Source organism: Pseudomonas sp. FSL R10-1350 (assembly GCF_009600525.1).
Classification (GTDB): Bacteria; Pseudomonadota; Gammaproteobacteria; order Pseudomonadales; family Pseudomonadaceae; genus Aquipseudomonas; species Aquipseudomonas helleri.
Map to the genome: position 1 here is coordinate 1 of NZ_WIVR01000037.1, position 16,348 is coordinate 16,348.

Genomic DNA, 16,348 nt, shown 5'->3' on the forward strand with positions numbered 1-16,348 from the left:
GCCCACGCACTGGCCGTCCTTGATTTGCCACACGCGTGTCGCCGGGCGTTCGCCCAGGCTGGCCGCCAAACGCCGCCCCAGTTCACCGCCACCCGAAAGGCTGTCGGGCAGCAACCAATGCTTGGGCGTGAACTGGTTATCCACAGCCCGCAAGCTCAACACCTGTTGTTCCGGTGCATAACCCTGGCTGTCGAGCTGTAACAAGCGGTCGACACCGGCCGTGGCAAACGCGGTTTCTTTGGAGTCACCGAACACCACCGCCAGCACCGCGCCGTCTGCACCCGCCAGTTGGTGGGCAAGCCCGAGCAGGTCGCGGTCATGGCTGCTCAAGCGGCCACCGACCATGTCCGGCACCACGGCGATGTAAAACGCCGGGGCGGGCACTTGATGCAACGGCAATTGCACCTCAACCCGGGCTGTGCGCTTGCTCGCGCCGCCCTGCTGCACGCCGCTGCGGTCGATGCGCTTGATGCCGTTGGGGCCGATAAAACCCACCCCGTGGACGTTTTTGCGCAGGACACCGTTAGGCCCCATCCAGCTTTGCTGCGTTGGCTGCAGAGCTGCGTGCAACGGGTGCAAGCGGTTACGGGCGATCCACTCGGCACGCGGGTCGCGGCGAATAATGTCACTCATGCGATCACCTCTTCGGGAGCACGCTGGGTGGCTTTGACCGGCGCTGCGGGTTCAACCAGCGCATCGGCCACCAGTTCAGCAATGTCTTTGATCAACGGCCGTGGCTCAACCACGCCTTCAAGCATGGCGGTGCACTGCGGGCAGCCCACGGCCACGCGCTCGGCGCCGGTTTCGCGAATGTCGTCCATGCGCATGTCGGGGATACGCTGCTTGCCGGGGATGTCGGTAATCGGCGCGCCGCCGCCACCGCCGCAGCACCGTGAGCGAAAGCCCGAACGCTGCATCTCTTTGACTTCAATGCCCAGCGCCCGCAGCACTGCACGCGGCGCCTCGTATTCACCGTTGTAGCGGCCCAAATAGCACGGGTCGTGATACGTCACGCTGCCACCGGTATCGGCGCTCACGTTCAATTGTCCGGCGGCCAGCAACTCGGCCATGTAAGTGCTGTGATGCTGCACCAGGTACTCGCCACCAAAGGCTGGGTACTCGTTTTTCAGCACATGAAAACTGTGCGGGTCGCAGGTAACGATGCGCTTGAAGCGGTACTGGGCCAGGGTCTGAATATTGCGCCTGGCCAGCGCCTGAAACGTTGCTTCATCGCCCAAACGCCGGGCCACGTCGCCGCTGTCGCGCTCCTCCAGGCCGAGCACGGCAAAGCTGACCTTGGCCGCTTTCAGCACTTTGACGAAGGCGCGCAAGGTGCGCTGGTTGCGCATGTCGAACGCGCCGTCACCGACCCAGAACAGCACGTCGACCGATGGCGTGTCGCGCATCACGTCGAGGTTCAAATCAGCGGCCCAGTTCATCCGCCCACCGGGTGCAAAACCGCCGGGGTTGTCGGTAGCGATCAGGTTGTCGAGCACCTGCGCCCCATTGTTCGGCGTCGCGCCTTTTTCCAGGGTGAGGAAGCGGCGCATGTCGACGATGGCGTCTACGTGCTCGATCATCATCGGGCACTCTTCCACGCAGGCGCGGCAGGTGGTGCACGACCACAGCGTTTCAGCGTCGACCAAACCATTGACGATCGGCTGATGCGGGTTGCCGCCGTGCTCGCCAATCGGCTTGCCGGGGTACGGGCTGCCAGCGAAGTGCGCGTCGGTGCCACCGGCCAGGCCCACGACCATGTCTTGAATAAGTTTTTTCGGGTTCAGCGGTTGCCCTGCGGCAAACGCCGGGCACGCCGCTTCGCACTTGCCGCACTGCACGCAGGCGTCGAAACCAAGCAGTTGGTTCCAGGTGAAATCCTTGGGTTTTTCTACGCCCAACGGCGCGCTGCGATCCGTCAGGTCGAGGGCTTTGAGGCCGGTAGAACGGCCGCCCCCAAAGCGCTCGGCGCGGCGGTGCCAGGCCAGGTGCAGCGCCCCGGCGAAGGCGTGCTTCATGGGCCCGCCCCAGGTCATGCCCAAAAACAATTCACACACGCCCCACGCCACGCCCACTGCCAGCAATGCCGCGAGGAACCAGCCGCCAAAGCCTTCGGGCAGCACCCCGGCGACCGGCAAGGTGAGGATAAAAAAGCTCGCTGAAAACGCCAGCAGGCTTTTCGGCAGGCGCATCCACGGGCCCTTGGACAAGCGGCTCGGCGGGTTGAGGCGGCGTTTAAACACAAACAGCGCGCCGATAAACATCAGCGCCGTGGCGAACAGCAAGGCGTAACCGAGGATCTGGTTATGCACGCCAAAGCCGTGCACCACAATCGCCAGCACCGCCGCCAGAACAAACCCGCCCGCCGTGGCCACGTGAGTGTTGGCCATGTATTTATCGCGTGCCACCACGTGGTGAAGATCGACCATGTAGCGACGCGGCATGGCCAGCAGGCCGCCGAGCAGATCGACCTTCGACGCACGGCCACGACGCCACATAGCCATGCGCCGCACCGCGCCCAGAATGGCGAGCGCGAGGGCGGCGAATAACAGGATGGGGAGGATGATAGTCAACATGATGAAGCTCCCGGGTCTCACACGATCCCTGTAGGAGCGAGCTTGTCTCGCGATCTTTTCAACGATCAAAAGATCGCGAGGCAAGCTCGCTCCTACAGAGGTATGGGGCGCTGCTTAGAAATCCTTGCACAACCGCAGGGCGTCATAGATGGCGGCATGCACGTTGCGCTGCGCCACACAGTCACCGAGGCGGAACAACAAGTAGCCGTCACCCGCTTCGCTCAGGCAGGGTTGCGGCTGGATCGCGTACAGCGCTTCAACGTCGATCTGGCCCTTGTTGCGCGAGTCGGGTTTGAGCGCGTAATACAGCTCTTCGTCCGGGCGCACGCCGTTTTCAATCACCACCTGGTCCACCACGCGCTCTTCCTTGGCGCCGGTGTATTCGTTCTCCAGCACGGCAATCACCTTGTCGCCTTCGCGGTACACGCGCTCCAGCATCATGTCGCCGGTCATGATCACTTCTTTGGGGTACAGGCTGCGGTAGTAGGTCGGGAACGACGTGCCGCCCACCGCCACACCGGGCTTGGTGTCGTCGGTGACGATCTCGACCTGCGAGCCTTTGTCGGCCATAAAGTCGGCCACGGACATGCCGGTGAACTCGCAAATGGTGTCGTACACCAGCACGTTTTTACCCGGCGCCACTTTGCCGTCGAGCACGTCCCAACTGCTCACCGACAAGCCCTCAGCGGCGCCCCAATGTTCGTTCTGCTCTACAAACGGGTGCCCGCCCACCGCCAGCACCACGATGTCGGGGCGCAGGTCGAGAATGGTCGCCACATCGGCCGCCGTGCCCAAACGCAGGTCGACGTTCAAGCGCGCCAGCTCCAGCTGGAACCAGCGGGTGATACCGGCCATCTGGTCACGTTGCGGGGCTTTGGCGGCGATGCTGATTTGCCCGCCAATGGCCTCGTTTTTCTCGAACAGGGTCACGTCGTGCCCGCGCTCGGCGGCCACGCGGGCGGCTTCCATCCCGGCCGGACCTGCGCCGACCACCACCACTTTGCGCTTGGGCCCGGTGGTTTTCTGGATGATGTGCGGTACGCCCATGTATTCACGGGAGGTAGCAGCGTTCTGAATGCACAGCACGTCCAGCCCTTGGTACTGGCGGTCGATGCAATAGTTGGCGCCCACGCATTGTTTGATCTGGTCGACCTGGCCCATTTTGATTTTGGCGATCAGGTGCGGGTCGGCAATGTGGGCACGGGTCATGCCCACCATGTCGACGTAGCCCCCCTCCAGAATCCGTGTGGCCTGGTTGGGGTCTTTGATGTTTTGCGCATGCAGCACCGGCGCCTTGACCACTTCCTTGATGCCCGCCGCCAAGTGCAAAAACGGCTCCGGCGGGAAGCTCATGTTAGGGATCACGTTGGCCAGGGTGTTGTGGGTGTCACAGCCCGAGCCGACCACGCCGATAAAGTCGAGCATGCCGGTGTCGTCGTAGTACTTGGCGATTTGTTTCATGTCCTCGTGGCTCAAGCCATCGGGGTGGAACTCGTCGCCGCACAGGCGGATGCCCACGCAGAAATCCGGACCCACTTCGGCACGCACGGCCTTGAGCACTTCCAGCCCGAAGCGCATGCGGTTTTCAAAACTGCCGCCCCATTCATCGGTGCGCTTGTTCACCCGTGGGCTCCAGAACTGATCGATCATGTGCTGGTGCACCGCCGATAGTTCCACGCCATCGAGCCCGCCTTTTTTGGCCCGACCCGCCGCGCTGGCGTAGTTGCCGATGATGCGCCAGATCTCTTCCGGCTCGATGGTTTTGCAGGTGGCACGGTGCACCGGCTCACGCACGCCGGACGGCGACATCAAGGTGGGCCAGTTAAAGCCGTCCCAACGCGAGCGACGGCCCATGTGGGTAATCTGGATCATGATTTTGGCGCCGTGCTTGTGCATGGCGTCGGCCAGGTTTTGAAAATGCGGGATGATGCGGTCGGTGCTCAGGTTGACCGAACTCCACCACTCCTGCGGGCTGTCGATGGCCACCACGGACGAGCCGCCACAAATCGCCAGGCCGATGCCGCCCTTGGCTTTTTCTTCGTAGTACTGCACGTAGCGCGCCGTGGTCATGCCGCCGTCCGTGGCATACACCTCGGCGTGTGCGGTGCTCAGCACGCGGTTGCGAATGGTCAGTTTGCCGATTTGAATCGGCTCAAACATTGCTTCGAACGCCATATCCCGATCCTCGATTTACAGCGGCTTGACGATAAACAGACCGTGGTCGTGGCCTTCTTCGGATCCGCTGTAGACCTGTTCGGCCACGGTGCGAATCTGGCTGCCGCGCGCTTGCAGAATCTGGTCCATGGCCCCGGCAAACCAGCCGGTGAACATGTAGTCGACCTTGCGCCCGACCTTGCCGTACACGTACACGAAACAGGAGTGTTCGAGCTTGATGGTGGCGGTGCCTTTGTCCAGGTCGATGTCTTCAATGGTGAACAAGCCCCAGCCACGTTGCGACAGGCGCTTCATGTAATGCTCGAACACCGCCACGCCTTCCAGGCCATGGCATTCGGCTTCTTTTTCGCACCAGTGCCAGGCCGATTTGTAGCCCGCCTTGTAGAGGATCTCGGCATAGGCGTCAGCGCCCAGCACCTCTTCGATGCCCATGTGGTTGTTGACGAAAAAGTGCCGTGGCACGTAGAGCATCGGCAGCGCGTCAGAGGTCCAGACGCCGGTCTCGCTGTCGACTTCGATGGGTAATTGCGGGGCGATTTTAGCCATGGAATAAAACTCCAAAATTCGATGCATTAGCCTGGATCCCTGTAGTCGCTGCCGAAGGCTGCGATAAGGGCCGAAGGACCTTCAAAATCTTAGGGTCGCTGCGCAACCCATCGCAGCCTGCGGCAGCGACTACAGGATGAGATGCGTCACTCGCCCCAGACGTCTTTGAGGACGTTGACCCAGTTTTCACCCATGATCTTGCGCACCACGCGTTCGCTGTGGCCGCGCTTGAGCAGGGTTTCGGTGAGGTTGGGGAACTCGCCCACGGTGCGGATGCCCAGCGGGTTGATGATCTTGCCGAAGCTGGTCAGACGCCGTGCGTAGCCTTTGTCGTGGGTCAGCATTTCGAAGAAATCCTGGCCATGGCCCTGGGTGAAGTCGGTGCCGATGCCGATGGCGTCTTCGCCCACGATGTTCATGGTGTATTCAATGGCTTCGGCGTAGTCGTCGACGGTCGACTCAATGCCCTTGGCCAAAAAGGGCGCGAACATGGTCACGCCGACAAAGCCGCCGTGGTCGGCAATGAATTTGAGTTCAGCGTCGGATTTATTACGCGGGTGTTCTTTAAGCCCGGACGGCAAACAGTGCGAGTAGCAGACCGGTTTTTTCGATTCGAGGATGACCTCTTCGCTGGTTTTGGAGCCCACGTGTGACAGGTCGCACATGATGCCCACGCGGTTCATTTCAGCGACCACTTCGCGGCCGAAACCCGACAGCCCGCCATCGCGTTCATAGCAGCCGGTGCCCACCAGGTTTTGCGTGTTGTAGCACATCTGCACCACGCCCACGCCGAGCTGTTTGAAGATCTCGATGTAGCCCAGTTGATCTTCAAACGCATGGGCATTCTGGAAGCCAAAAATGATCCCGGTTTTGCCCAGAGACTTGGCGCGGCGGATGTCGGCCGTGGTTTTGACCGGGATCACCAGGTCGCTGTTTTCGCGAATAAGGGTTTGGCTGGCGACAATGTTATTGATTGTGGCCTGAAAGCCCTCCCACACCGACACCGTGCAGTTGGCGGCCGTGAGCCCGCCTTTGCGCATGTCTTCAAACAACTCGCGGTTCCATTTGGCAATGATCAGCCCGTCGATAACGATGCTGTCTGCGTGCAACTCGGCTGGGCTCATCAGGCGTCCCCTTATAGGCGTTTGCTGCGCCGAATCGTCTGCCGGCGCTTTGGGGCCAGCATAGGCTTGGGGGTAAAAACAGCCGGGTGCAAAAGCGACAACGCGATTGCCGAAAGCGTCAATGCGCGACAAAGCGCTAGCGACCAGAACGCCAGCCGATGCGCCGGTGACTGTCTTTTGCGCGGCGCTTAAGCCAGAATCCGCCTCAACTATGGATTAGGAAGCCGCAATGAAATCGATTCTCCTGGCCTTGGCGTTGATCACCAGTGGCGCAGCTGCAGCCGATGATGCCGACCACAACCCGTGTGATGCCGTCGAAAACGACCAGCAAACGCTGGCGTGCTCGGTGTTTAGCCGCAATACCGCCGAACAGTTGTTGGCTGAAAACTTCGAAGCCCTGCAAGCGCGCATCAACGCGCTGTACGGCGCCAATGCCACGCAGCTCAACAACATCACCAGCAAAATCAAAACCGCGCAGACCCTGTGGGTGCACCAGCGCGATGCCGATTGCGCGATTGTGGTGTTCCCGGCCAAAGCCGGCACCGAGGCGTTCAACATTGCCCAAAACGACTGCATTGCGGCAGTCAGCGATGACCGCTCGGAGTTTCTGGAATCGATTGGTCAGGAATGACCCATGAGGCGCGTATGACTATTTGCGGGATTGAAATCAAAGGCAGTGAAGCCATTTTTGCCCTGGCCACCCAGGGCGCTGGCGGCCTTGAGCACGTGGCCATCAGCACCAAAAAAATTGCCCTGGACGACGATGAAAACGCCACCAGCGTCAAAGCCTTCGCCGCCCAACTGGCCGACTGTGTGAAGGCCAACGCCATCACCCGCATCGCGATCAAAAAACGCAGCAAAAAAGGCGAGTTTGCCGGTGGCCCCACCACCTTCAAAATCGAAGGCATCCTGCAATTGCTGGAGGGTTGCGAGGTGCAGTTACTGTCGCCGCAAACCCTTAACGCGCAATTTAAAAAGCACGCGTATGAGCTGCCAGCCTCGCTTAACAAATACCAGCACGACGCCTACAAAACCGCCTGCGCAGCGCTGCTCAAGGGCTGAACGCCAGGCACAAAAAAGCCCCGAAACTGCCGTGACAGTGCCGGGGCCAAGGGTGTGAGTGCCGTGACGGTGACCAAACCTCAGGCAGTGTTACTGAGCCCAGTCTGCCCGGCCCCGCGCCTTGGCACTTAGCCAAAAACGACCTGTTCTTAGGCATACCAGACATCGCGCCAAACCTCGCTTGCCCGTTCGTGGAAGCCCTACCAGAATCAAGCTTCGATCGCCTCTCTGTGAAAGGATAAAAAGCATGATGCACGCAGACTTGATTGATGAGCAGGACCTGCTGAGCCAACTGCGCTCGCTGGGCTTTGACGTGTCGGGTAACGCCGAGCAAGCCTGCTCTGCGGTGGTGTGCGGCCTGAACGAGACCAACGCGCGCGCACTCAAGGGCCTGGTAGAAAAGCTCTACACCGGCAGCGCAACCATCTTGCCCGCCGTGCGCCAGGCCATCGACCAGCAATTGCTGCCGGGGCTGGTGCAATACAAGCAAAGCCGGGTGTGAGCGTAACCCCCTGTAGGAGCGAGCTTGCCTCGCGATCTTTTGAACCGTTAAAAGATCGCGAGACAAGCTCGCTCCTACAGAGGCTTTGACTACACCCTCACACTGGCAAACGTCGACTCGTGCCGTGCCTGATGCAGCGATGCCATCGGCCCGGCCAGCGGGCTCAGCAGCAGGGACTGCGGGATCGGCACCAAGGTGGTTTGCTGTGCAGTATTGGAGCCCACACGCTCATCACGTGGCGGGATGCCAAAGTACTCGCGGTAACACTTGGAGAAATGCGGCGTCGAGACAAACCCGCACACCGCCGCCACTTCGATAATCGACATCGGCGTTTGTTTGAGCAATTGGCGCGCACGCACCAGGCGCAGCTTGAGGTAGTAGCGCGACGGCGAGCAGTGCAAGTATTTCTGGAACAGCCGCTCCAGCTGGCGACGCGACACGGTCACGTACACCGCCAGCTCATCGAGGTCGATGGGCTCCTCAAGGTTGGCTTCCATCAGCGCAACGATTTCCTGCAACTTCGGCTGATTGGTGCCCAGCATGTGCTTGAGCGGCACACGCTGATGGTCCTGTTCGTTACGAATGCGCTCGTACACAAACATTTCCGAAATGGCGGCCGACAATTCGCGGCCATGATCGCGGCTGATCAAATGCAGCATCATGTCCATCGGCGCCGTGCCACCCGAGCTGGTAGAGCGGCTGCGATCCAGGGTAAACAAACGGGTGCTCATGGACACCCGAGGGAAGGCTTCCTGCATCGAAGCCAGACATTCCCAATGCACGCTGCAATCAAAACCGTCCAGCAGCCCGGCATACGCCAGCGCCCAACTGCCGGTGCACACCGCACCCAAACGGCGCGATTGGCGCGCCTGGCTTTGCAGCCAAGACACGTGTTCGCGGGTCACAGTGCGTTGAATGCCGATACCGCCGCACACAATCACCATGTCCAGCGCCGGCGCCTTGTGCATGCTGGCGTCGGGGGTAATTTGCAAACCATCGCTGGCCCACACCTGGCTACCGTCAGCGCTTAAGGTGCTCCAGCGATACAACTCGCGGCCCGACAACTGATTGGCCATGCGCAGGGGCTCAATCGCAGACGCCAAAGAAATAAGTGTGAAATTGTCCAGCAGCAGAAAGCCGATGGATTTAGGCGTACGGTTCTGGGGTTGGGCCCCGGAGTTGAACGACGTCATGCGGTATCTCCTCACACAAAGCGGGTGATGGCCCCAGGCGCAGGCTCTTGTTATGACCCACCGTTTACGGGGGCTTTGCCATGACAATGCAAATGCCGCGCCTAAACTTGAATAGGTATTCAATAAAATCTGAAAACGACGTCGTAATGCGTCTAGGTGGGAGGTGCCGAACACGGCTCTAAACACCGTCTAAACAGACGTAGCGCAGGGCGCAGAGCCGTGTTGAGCAAATCGGTAGCACTTGTGGGAAACACGTAGGAACGCACCGTGTCACCAAAGGTGCAGGTGGGGATGTGCGCTTAAAGAGGGCGCGGTGCGCTTAAAAAGCGCGCCGAACAGAAAGCGCTAGACGTCGCCCACCCGACAGTAAAATCAAGTCTTCATCTTACCGAGGGAGTAAACACTCGGCTCCGATACCCTGGAAATGCACTCTCGTTACTTTCAAACTGTTCTGCACTTTTCAGAGCAGTATATTTTTTTTCTACTCTGACTCTGTCACGAATATTCAAAATTATCTCTTTGCTATGGAAAGCCTCCATTATTTGTTTAGGTCCAAATGTTGCCGCCAACTTCACTTCCATGCCTTTAACACTCTGCTGAGTAATATCCGCATAAGCCTGAGCTAAAGATCCGGCATCCCCCGCGCCCGAATAACATGACCAAATTCTGGATGTCGTATGTTCGTTATATCCCTTTTTCTTAACAAGCCGAGCCAAATAAGAAGCGGTTAGCCCTTGCCCTGCATCATTGACGATATATCCAACATTACCGTGGCCATGCAACGTCAATCTCAGCTCACCCGTGGCCCTGCGGTCATAAGCAGCAAAAATACCAGGCTCCAACTCTGAAATTCGAAAGAACTCTACAGTCTCTTTATTCACTGCTGCCCCAAAACGAGCTGCATATTTAGTCGAGGACTTTGAGCTGCGCTTAGATAGCAACCATGAGAAAAAGCCCGCACTGCTTGCTGCCCCCTTACCGCTCAAGAAAAAAACAGCATGCCCACTGTCATCACGTCTATTTATCGAATCCCCACCACAATACCCATAACAATTAATTCCACCATTCCCAAACGGGCTCCAACTGTCCGGGCTGTTAAAACGCATCAACACCGGGTTAAACGCCCGATAGCCATTGCCCAACAAATAATGCCCCGTCACCGGGTCAGCCCGTTCGCCATTAAAGCCCAGCACACTGGCCACGCCGCTTTCAGCCGGGCGATGGCCATACACGTTGTAAGCCATGGGTTGGGTTTTATCGGGGTTAACCGTGTGCAACACCGAGCGTTGCAGGTCGGTGGCCAGCAGGTTGCTGCCACCCGCCCCGCCCTCGGCCAACACGTGATCGCCCACCTGAAACACACTGCGCTGCACCGCGCCCTCAATTTCGGTGGTCATGCGCGAGCTGTTGTAAAAGCGCCGAATACCCGCCGTCTGGATTAAGCGGTCCAGCGGGTCGTAGGTATAGAGGACTGTGGGCATGTGTGTACGCTCGCCGTGTACAGGGACTTGCGCTCAGCTTGCACCGGCGCTGCACGGCTGCCTACTGGCAGATCTGCTAGGTACAGCCCTTGTAGGAGCGAGCTTGCCTCGCGATCTTTTGATCGTTAAAAGATCGCGAGGCAAGCTCGCTCCTACAGGCTCAACCACGCGTGGTGGAACCGTGAAAATCAGCCGTTTCGTACGACGTTTCGCTTTCAATCCAAGGACACTTCCGAGAAAATCCCGTTCGCTTGCGCCCACTCCATTCGGGGCATAGTCTCGGCCATCGCTGCAAAAAACAGCGGTCGGGTTTAGTAGCCCAGTTTGTGAGCAAGGCGCAAGGCGCCACCTGAGTGAGGCTTTTTTCGGCCGCAGCTTTATGGTGGCCGTGCGCAGGGCACCTTAGGGTGCGCCGGTTTCCAAGCTCACCGGTCTACTAACCTGCGTACGGCTGCCACCCACTCGTTTAGTAGCGGCAGGTGTCAGTTCCCTTAACGAGGTTGGAGCTGTAACCATGAAAAAACTGACACCCGATCCACCTGCCACATCCCCCGATGCCGTTGAGCGCACGTCACAGTTACTGGACCGTGCGGCGGCCGATCGCGCTCTTGATTACTACCTGCACAACCATAAGCCTCCACGGCACATGGATCAGGCCATGTATGCCATACCCGGCAGCGTCAATTTAGAAGCGGCTTTGGCCCAGGCGTCAGACTTGTTGCGCTGTATGGTTGCTTCGGCGAGTGAGGCGGGGAATGGTTTGAGCGGCAATCAGCGCGATGTGGTGCTATCCATAGGGCACTTGGCGGAGCTGGCCAAGACCTTTGTCGATACCTCGCTGGACCGTCTGGTCACGCACTAAGCGGCACGCGCCTGAGTGCAAGCAGGCGCGTTAAAAGCACTGCGTATTGCATTGAAATCGGGCTTATCCGGGTGTAAAAGTTACTGGCCTATAGTAATCACTGGATAACCCTTGCCTGATAAGAGCTGCTCTATCTGAAACCATTGAACTCACGCGTACATAGCGAGCCATTGGATCGGCTGCGGTACTATCAACAACATCCAACAGGTAACTTGAAGGCCTGCGCTGTACCTCCCCCTTGTAACCCGTTACGGGTACATTCAAATAATCAGAGAGTTCTTGAGCAAAAGATTTTCCCGTATAGCTGGCCACATCTGCAGAATGACACATTATTAAATTGACCTCTTTGGCCTTCTTCATAAGCCCATTTGACACTAGCGCTTTACCCAGCTCTTCTGCTGTAAACGCTTGGCCACTAGAAGCAATAACGCCTACCTGTTTACCACCGTGTTCATAAAAACCACCATGCCCCACTACCTCAAGCCTCGAGAATTTATGATCACTGGCTACTGTTCGGCCCACATAAATATTCGGCATTAACACTTTAAAATCCATCATTAACTGGCTCTCCAGGTCGATTGAGTTACGTCTGGCAATTACGGGAGCCGCCTGTACTGCGAGAAATCTTTTACTACCTGACTTAAACAACCAATTTTTCAACGCACGCCAAAAATGCCCGCTGGGATCAATCCGATTAACCGGATCGCCCCCCGCATACCCATAACTATTAATCCCGCCCCGCCCAAACGGGCTAAAACTGTCCGGGCTGTTAAAACGCATCAACACCGGGTTAAACGCCCGATAGCCATTGCCCAACAAATAATGCCCCGTCACCGGGTCAGCCCGTTCGCCATTAAAGCCCAGCACACTGGCCACGCCGCTTTCAGCCGGGCGATGGCCATACACGCTGTAAGCCATGGGTTGGGTTTTATCGGGGTTAACCGTGTGCAACACCGAGCGTTGCAGGTCGGTGGCCAGCAGGTTGCTGCCACCCGCCCCGCCCTCGGCCAACACGTGATCGCCCACCTGAAACACACTGCGCTGCACTGTGCCCTCAATTTCGGTGGTCATGCGCGAGCCGTTGTAAAAGCGCCGAATGCCCGCCGTCTGGATCAAACGATCCAGTGGGTCGTAGGCATAGATGACTGTGGGCATGGATGTGCGCTCGCCGTATAAGGTAGTTGACTCAATACCTAAGACCACCTACTGGTAAATATTTAAGCAACTTTAAATTCAACCACTCTCGCGCATTAGAACTGACCAAGACACACGTCGACACCTGTAAAAATCTGAATCCGCGCCATTCACACTGACTACAGTGAGCTTACAAATTTAACTTTTCCGGATTCCTGCCTAACAGCATTGAGTCGAGCCATTACTGTTTCTCCAAACGATGATATTCCAGAGGCAGGTGCCGAAGAAGGAAGAACTCCATCCACTTGACCAGACCTTACCGAAATGGGTAGGGCGACCGTTGATGCATCCAGACCAGGTTCCACTACTTGTTTGAGAGCCGCATAACGCGCATCCGAAACGCCTTGAATTAAATGGTTCATATGGGATGAAGTGCTCGCAAGGCTCACCATATCCGAGGAAGGAAGATACGATGTAACTTTGAATATAAGCTCTGGAGGGAGATGATTTAAAAAAGGAGTCGTCGTGTCCACGCGCTGAGCGTATCCGGGGACTTTGAGAGATTTTTTTACCACGCTTTCTGAAGTATCGAGCACAGGGGAACTGATCGCCTGCACACGCCCTTTAGCGCTAATAACCCCCCCTAATATGCTTTCATCAAACGATTTTAATGCTGTGAAAAAAGCTTTAATAACATGCCCTGTTTTATCGCCATTATTTATTGGATCGCCTAACACATACGCATAACTATTAAACCCGCCTTTCCCAAACGGGCTCCAACTATCAGGGCTGTTAAAACGCATCAACACCGGGTTATACGCCCGATACCCATTGCCCAACACATAATGCCCCGTCATCGGGTCTGCCCGTTCGCCATTAAAGCCCAGCACACTGGCCAGGCCGCTTTCAGCCGGGCGATGGCCATACACACTGTAAGCAATGGGTTGGGTTTTATCGGGGTTAACCGTGTGCAACACCGAGCGTTGCAGGTCGGTGGCCAGCAGGTTGCTGCCACCCGCCACGCCCTCGGCCAACACGTGATCGCCCACCTGAAACACACTGCGCTGCACCGCGCCCTCAATTTCGGTGGTCATGCGCGAGCGGTTGTAAAAGCGCCGAATGCCCGCCGTCTGGATCAAGCGATCCAGTGGGTCGTAGGCATAGATGACTGTGGGCATGTGTGTACGCTCGTCGTGTACAAGTACAAGTCCTCAGCTTGCACCGGCGCAGCGCGGCTGCCTACTGGCAGATCTGCTAGGTATAAACCCTCTGTAGGAGCGAGCTTGCCTCGCGATCTTTTGATCGTTAAAAGATCGCGAGGCAAGCTCGCTCCTACAGGCTCAACCACGCGTGTTGGAACCGTGAAAATCAGCCGTTTCGTACGACGTTTCGCTTTCAATCCAAGGACACTTCCGAGAAAATCCCGTTCGCTTGCGCCCACTCCATTCGGGGCATAGTCTCGGCCATCGCTGCAAAAAACAGCGGTCGGGTTTAGTAGCCCAGTTTAGTTCGGCGCAAGGCGCCACCTCCGCGAGGCGCTTTTTTACGGCCTGCGTTTTATGGTGGTCGTGCGCAGGGCGCCTTCGGGCGCGCCGGGTCCCGAACTTACCGGTCTACTAACCTGCGTGCGGCTGCCACCTTCGTTTAGTAGCGACAGGTACAGCTCCTTTAATTAAGTTCGGAGTTGTAACCATGAAAAAACTGACACCCGATCCACCTGTCACATCCCCCGATGCCGTTGAGCGCACGTCACAGTTACTGGACCGTGCGGCGGCCGATCGCGCTCTTGATTACTACCTGCACAGCCATAAGCCTCCACGGCACATGGATCAGGCCATGTATGCCATACCCGGCAGCGTCAATTTAGAAGCGGCTTTGGCCCAAGCGTCAGACTTGTTGCGCTGTATGGTTGCTTCGGCGAGTGAGGCGGGGAGTGGTTTGAGCGGCAATCAGCGCGATGTGGTGCTGTCCATCGGGCACTTGGCGGAGCTGGCCAAGACCTTTGTCGATACATCGCTGGACCGTCTGGTCACGCACTAAACGGCACGCGCCTGAGTGCAAGCAGGCGCGTCAATTTGAAAATATCGCAAGGCACACTCAACACTCCACGGCACTCACGGCCAGGCCGCCGCGTGAGGTTTCTTTGTATTTGTCGTGCATGTCGGCGCCGGTGTCGCGCATGGTGCGGATCACCCGGTCCAGTGAAATAAAGTGCTGACCGTCCCCGCGCAGGGCCATTTGCGCGGCGTTGATGGCTTTGACCGCCGCAATGGCGTTGCGCTCGATGCACGGCACTTGCACCAGCCCGCCCACCGGGTCGCATGTAAGGCCCAAGTTGTGTTCCAAACCAATTTCAGCGGCGTTGCACAGTTGCTCGGGGCTGGCCCCGAGGATTTGCGCCAGCCCGGCCGCGGCCATGGCGCAGGCCGAACCGACCTCGCCCTGACAGCCCACTTCGGCGCCCGAAATCGAGGCGTTCTTTTTGCACAAAATGCCAATCGCCGCCGCGCTTAATAAGTAGTCGACGACGTTGGCTTCACTGACCTCGTCGCTGAACTTCATAAAGTAGTGCAACACCGCCGGGATGATGCCCGCCGCGCCGTTGGTAGGCGCTGTGACCATGCGCCCGCCTGCGGCGTTTTCTTCGTTGACCGCCAGGGCGAACAGGTTGACCCATTCCATGGCGCTCAAGGTTGAGCCGATCACGTTGGGCTTGCCCAGTTCCTGCAAGCTGCGGTGCAAGCGGGCGGCGCGGCGACGTACGTTCAAACCGCCGGGCAGGATGCCTTCGTGTTTCAAGCCATGCTCGACGCAGTCCTGCATGGCGCGCCAGAGCTTGATCAGGCCACAGCGAATTTCATCTTCGCTGCGCCAGGTGCGTTCGTTGGCCATCATTAAGGCGGCCACGCTCAGGTGATGTTCGCGGCACAAATCAAGCAGCTCCACAGCGCTGCCAAAGTCATAGGGCAATTCGGTGCGGTCCATGTCCATGACACCGCTGGCCGCTTGCGCCGCATCCACCACAAAGCCGCCGCCCACCGAGTAATAGGTGTCGCGGTGCAGTTCGCCGTTTGCGGTTTCGGCGATCAGGGTCATGGCGTTGGGGTGAAACGGCAGGTTTTCGTCGAGCAGGCGCATGTCGCTGGCCCACACAAAAGGGATGGGCAGATAGCCATCGAGCAGCAAGGTCTGGCTGTCGTGCAGCTCTGCGATGCGCGGGGCAATCTGCGCCGGGTCAATGGCGTCTGGCCACTCGCCCATCAGGCCCATGATCACGGCGTTGTCGCTGCCATGCCCGATGCCGGTGGCCGACAGGGAACCGTAAAGCTGCACCTCAATGCGTCGCACCTGTTGCAGTTGGTCGCGTTCGCGCAACCCCTGCACAAACAGCGCAGCAGCCCGCATGGGCCCCACGGTGTGGGAGCTGGAAGGGCCAATGCCGATCTTGAACAGGTCAAACACGCTGATAGCCATGGGGACGAGCCTCGTAATGAGTGCTCGCATCATGGTCGGTTTTCAGCCCCTGAAAACGTCCAGCAACGACTCGCTATTGTCTGCCAGCGCCGTCGCCGTTTTATGCGGATCAGACGCGGGAAAAGTGCGGTTTTTTGGGAGGAAACGTCCAAATGCGACCTCGCAGGTATCAGATACGACCCTGCCTGTACTGGATGCGACGCGGGCGGTAGGCGTTTGATT

Annotated in this window: 14 protein-coding genes and 1 pseudogene; 5 read left to right on the top strand and 10 right to left on the bottom strand. The window is 58.3% G+C overall.

The genetic code is table 11. The annotated features are described in order from the left end of the window. The 5 genes and pseudogenes from GHO25_RS16320 to GHO25_RS16340 form a co-directional block, all read right to left on the bottom strand. Window positions 1-633, bottom strand: a pseudogene (locus GHO25_RS16320) (electron transfer flavoprotein subunit alpha/FixB family protein); the annotation flags it as partial. Beyond that, a complete protein-coding gene (dgcB, locus tag GHO25_RS16325; RefSeq protein ID WP_048372351.1) occupies window positions 630-2,573 on the bottom strand; it encodes a dimethylglycine demethylation protein DgcB in 1,944 nt (647 codons plus the stop codon). The gene dgcB and the pseudogene GHO25_RS16320, both read right to left, overlap by 4 nt. A 114-nt stretch (window positions 2,574-2,687) precedes the next feature. Next, complete coding sequence (gene dgcA, locus GHO25_RS16330; RefSeq protein ID WP_153391260.1) at window positions 2,688-4,748, bottom strand: dimethylglycine demethylation protein DgcA; 2,061 nt, start codon at window positions 4,746-4,748, stop codon at window positions 2,688-2,690. A 15-nt stretch (window positions 4,749-4,763) separates the two neighbouring features. After that, window positions 4,764-5,294 carry a 4-vinyl reductase gene (locus GHO25_RS16335; protein WP_048372356.1) on the bottom strand — a complete coding sequence of 177 codons (531 nt, stop codon included), beginning with the start codon at window positions 5,292-5,294 and terminating at the stop codon, window positions 4,764-4,766. Window positions 5,295-5,440: 146 nt separating this feature from the next. Next, window positions 5,441-6,418 carry a dipeptidase gene (locus GHO25_RS16340; RefSeq protein ID WP_048372357.1) on the bottom strand — a complete coding sequence of 326 codons (978 nt, stop codon included), beginning with the start codon at window positions 6,416-6,418 and terminating at the stop codon, window positions 5,441-5,443. A 229-nt stretch (window positions 6,419-6,647) separates the two neighbouring features. On the opposite strand from GHO25_RS16340, the gene GHO25_RS16345 reads away from it, so the two are divergent. From GHO25_RS16345 to GHO25_RS16355, 3 genes are all read left to right on the top strand, one after another. After that, complete coding sequence (locus GHO25_RS16345; protein ID WP_048372358.1) at window positions 6,648-7,049, top strand: lysozyme inhibitor LprI family protein; 402 nt, start codon at window positions 6,648-6,650, stop codon at window positions 7,047-7,049. A 14-nt stretch (window positions 7,050-7,063) separates the two neighbouring features. After that, window positions 7,064-7,480, top strand: coding sequence for a DUF3010 family protein (locus tag GHO25_RS16350; RefSeq protein WP_153391262.1), 417 nt, complete (start codon window positions 7,064-7,066; stop codon window positions 7,478-7,480). Window positions 7,481-7,727: 247 nt separating this feature from the next. Continuing rightward, window positions 7,728-7,982 (top strand): hypothetical protein, encoded by a 255-nt coding sequence (locus GHO25_RS16355; protein WP_048384993.1) that lies wholly within the window; start codon window positions 7,728-7,730, stop codon window positions 7,980-7,982. Between the two features lie 89 nt (window positions 7,983-8,071). Here GHO25_RS16355 and GHO25_RS16360 read toward each other — a convergent pair whose 3' ends face one another. Then, window positions 8,072-9,175: a GlxA family transcriptional regulator gene (locus GHO25_RS16360; RefSeq protein ID WP_153391264.1), complete on the bottom strand. Its 1,104-nt coding sequence runs from the start codon at window positions 9,173-9,175 to the stop codon at window positions 8,072-8,074. 380 nt (window positions 9,176-9,555) lie between these two features. Continuing rightward, entirely contained in the window at window positions 9,556-10,656 is a 1,101-nt protein-coding gene (locus tag GHO25_RS16365; protein ID WP_153391266.1) for an RHS repeat-associated core domain-containing protein, read from the bottom strand. Window positions 10,657-11,170: 514 nt separating this feature from the next. On the opposite strand from GHO25_RS16365, the gene GHO25_RS16370 reads away from it, so the two are divergent. Continuing rightward, entirely contained in the window at window positions 11,171-11,518 is a 348-nt protein-coding gene (locus GHO25_RS16370; protein ID WP_048373969.1) for a DUF6124 family protein, read from the top strand. Between the two features lie 63 nt (window positions 11,519-11,581). On the opposite strand, the gene GHO25_RS16375 is transcribed toward GHO25_RS16370, so the two are convergent. Beyond that, window positions 11,582-12,673 (bottom strand): RHS repeat-associated core domain-containing protein, encoded by a 1,092-nt coding sequence (locus GHO25_RS16375; protein WP_153391268.1) that lies wholly within the window; start codon window positions 12,671-12,673, stop codon window positions 11,582-11,584. Between the two features lie 158 nt (window positions 12,674-12,831). Further along, window positions 12,832-13,830 (bottom strand): RHS repeat-associated core domain-containing protein, encoded by a 999-nt coding sequence (locus GHO25_RS16380; protein WP_153391270.1) that lies wholly within the window; start codon window positions 13,828-13,830, stop codon window positions 12,832-12,834. A gap of 514 nt (window positions 13,831-14,344) precedes the next feature. On the opposite strand from GHO25_RS16380, the gene GHO25_RS16385 reads away from it, so the two are divergent. After that, complete coding sequence (locus GHO25_RS16385; RefSeq protein WP_153391272.1) at window positions 14,345-14,692, top strand: DUF6124 family protein; 348 nt, start codon at window positions 14,345-14,347, stop codon at window positions 14,690-14,692. Window positions 14,693-14,749: 57 nt separating this feature from the next. On the opposite strand, the gene GHO25_RS16390 is transcribed toward GHO25_RS16385, so the two are convergent. Continuing rightward, a complete protein-coding gene (locus tag GHO25_RS16390) occupies window positions 14,750-16,126 on the bottom strand; it encodes an L-serine ammonia-lyase (protein WP_048373966.1) in 1,377 nt (458 codons plus the stop codon). Window positions 16,127-16,348: the final 222 nt, after the last annotated feature.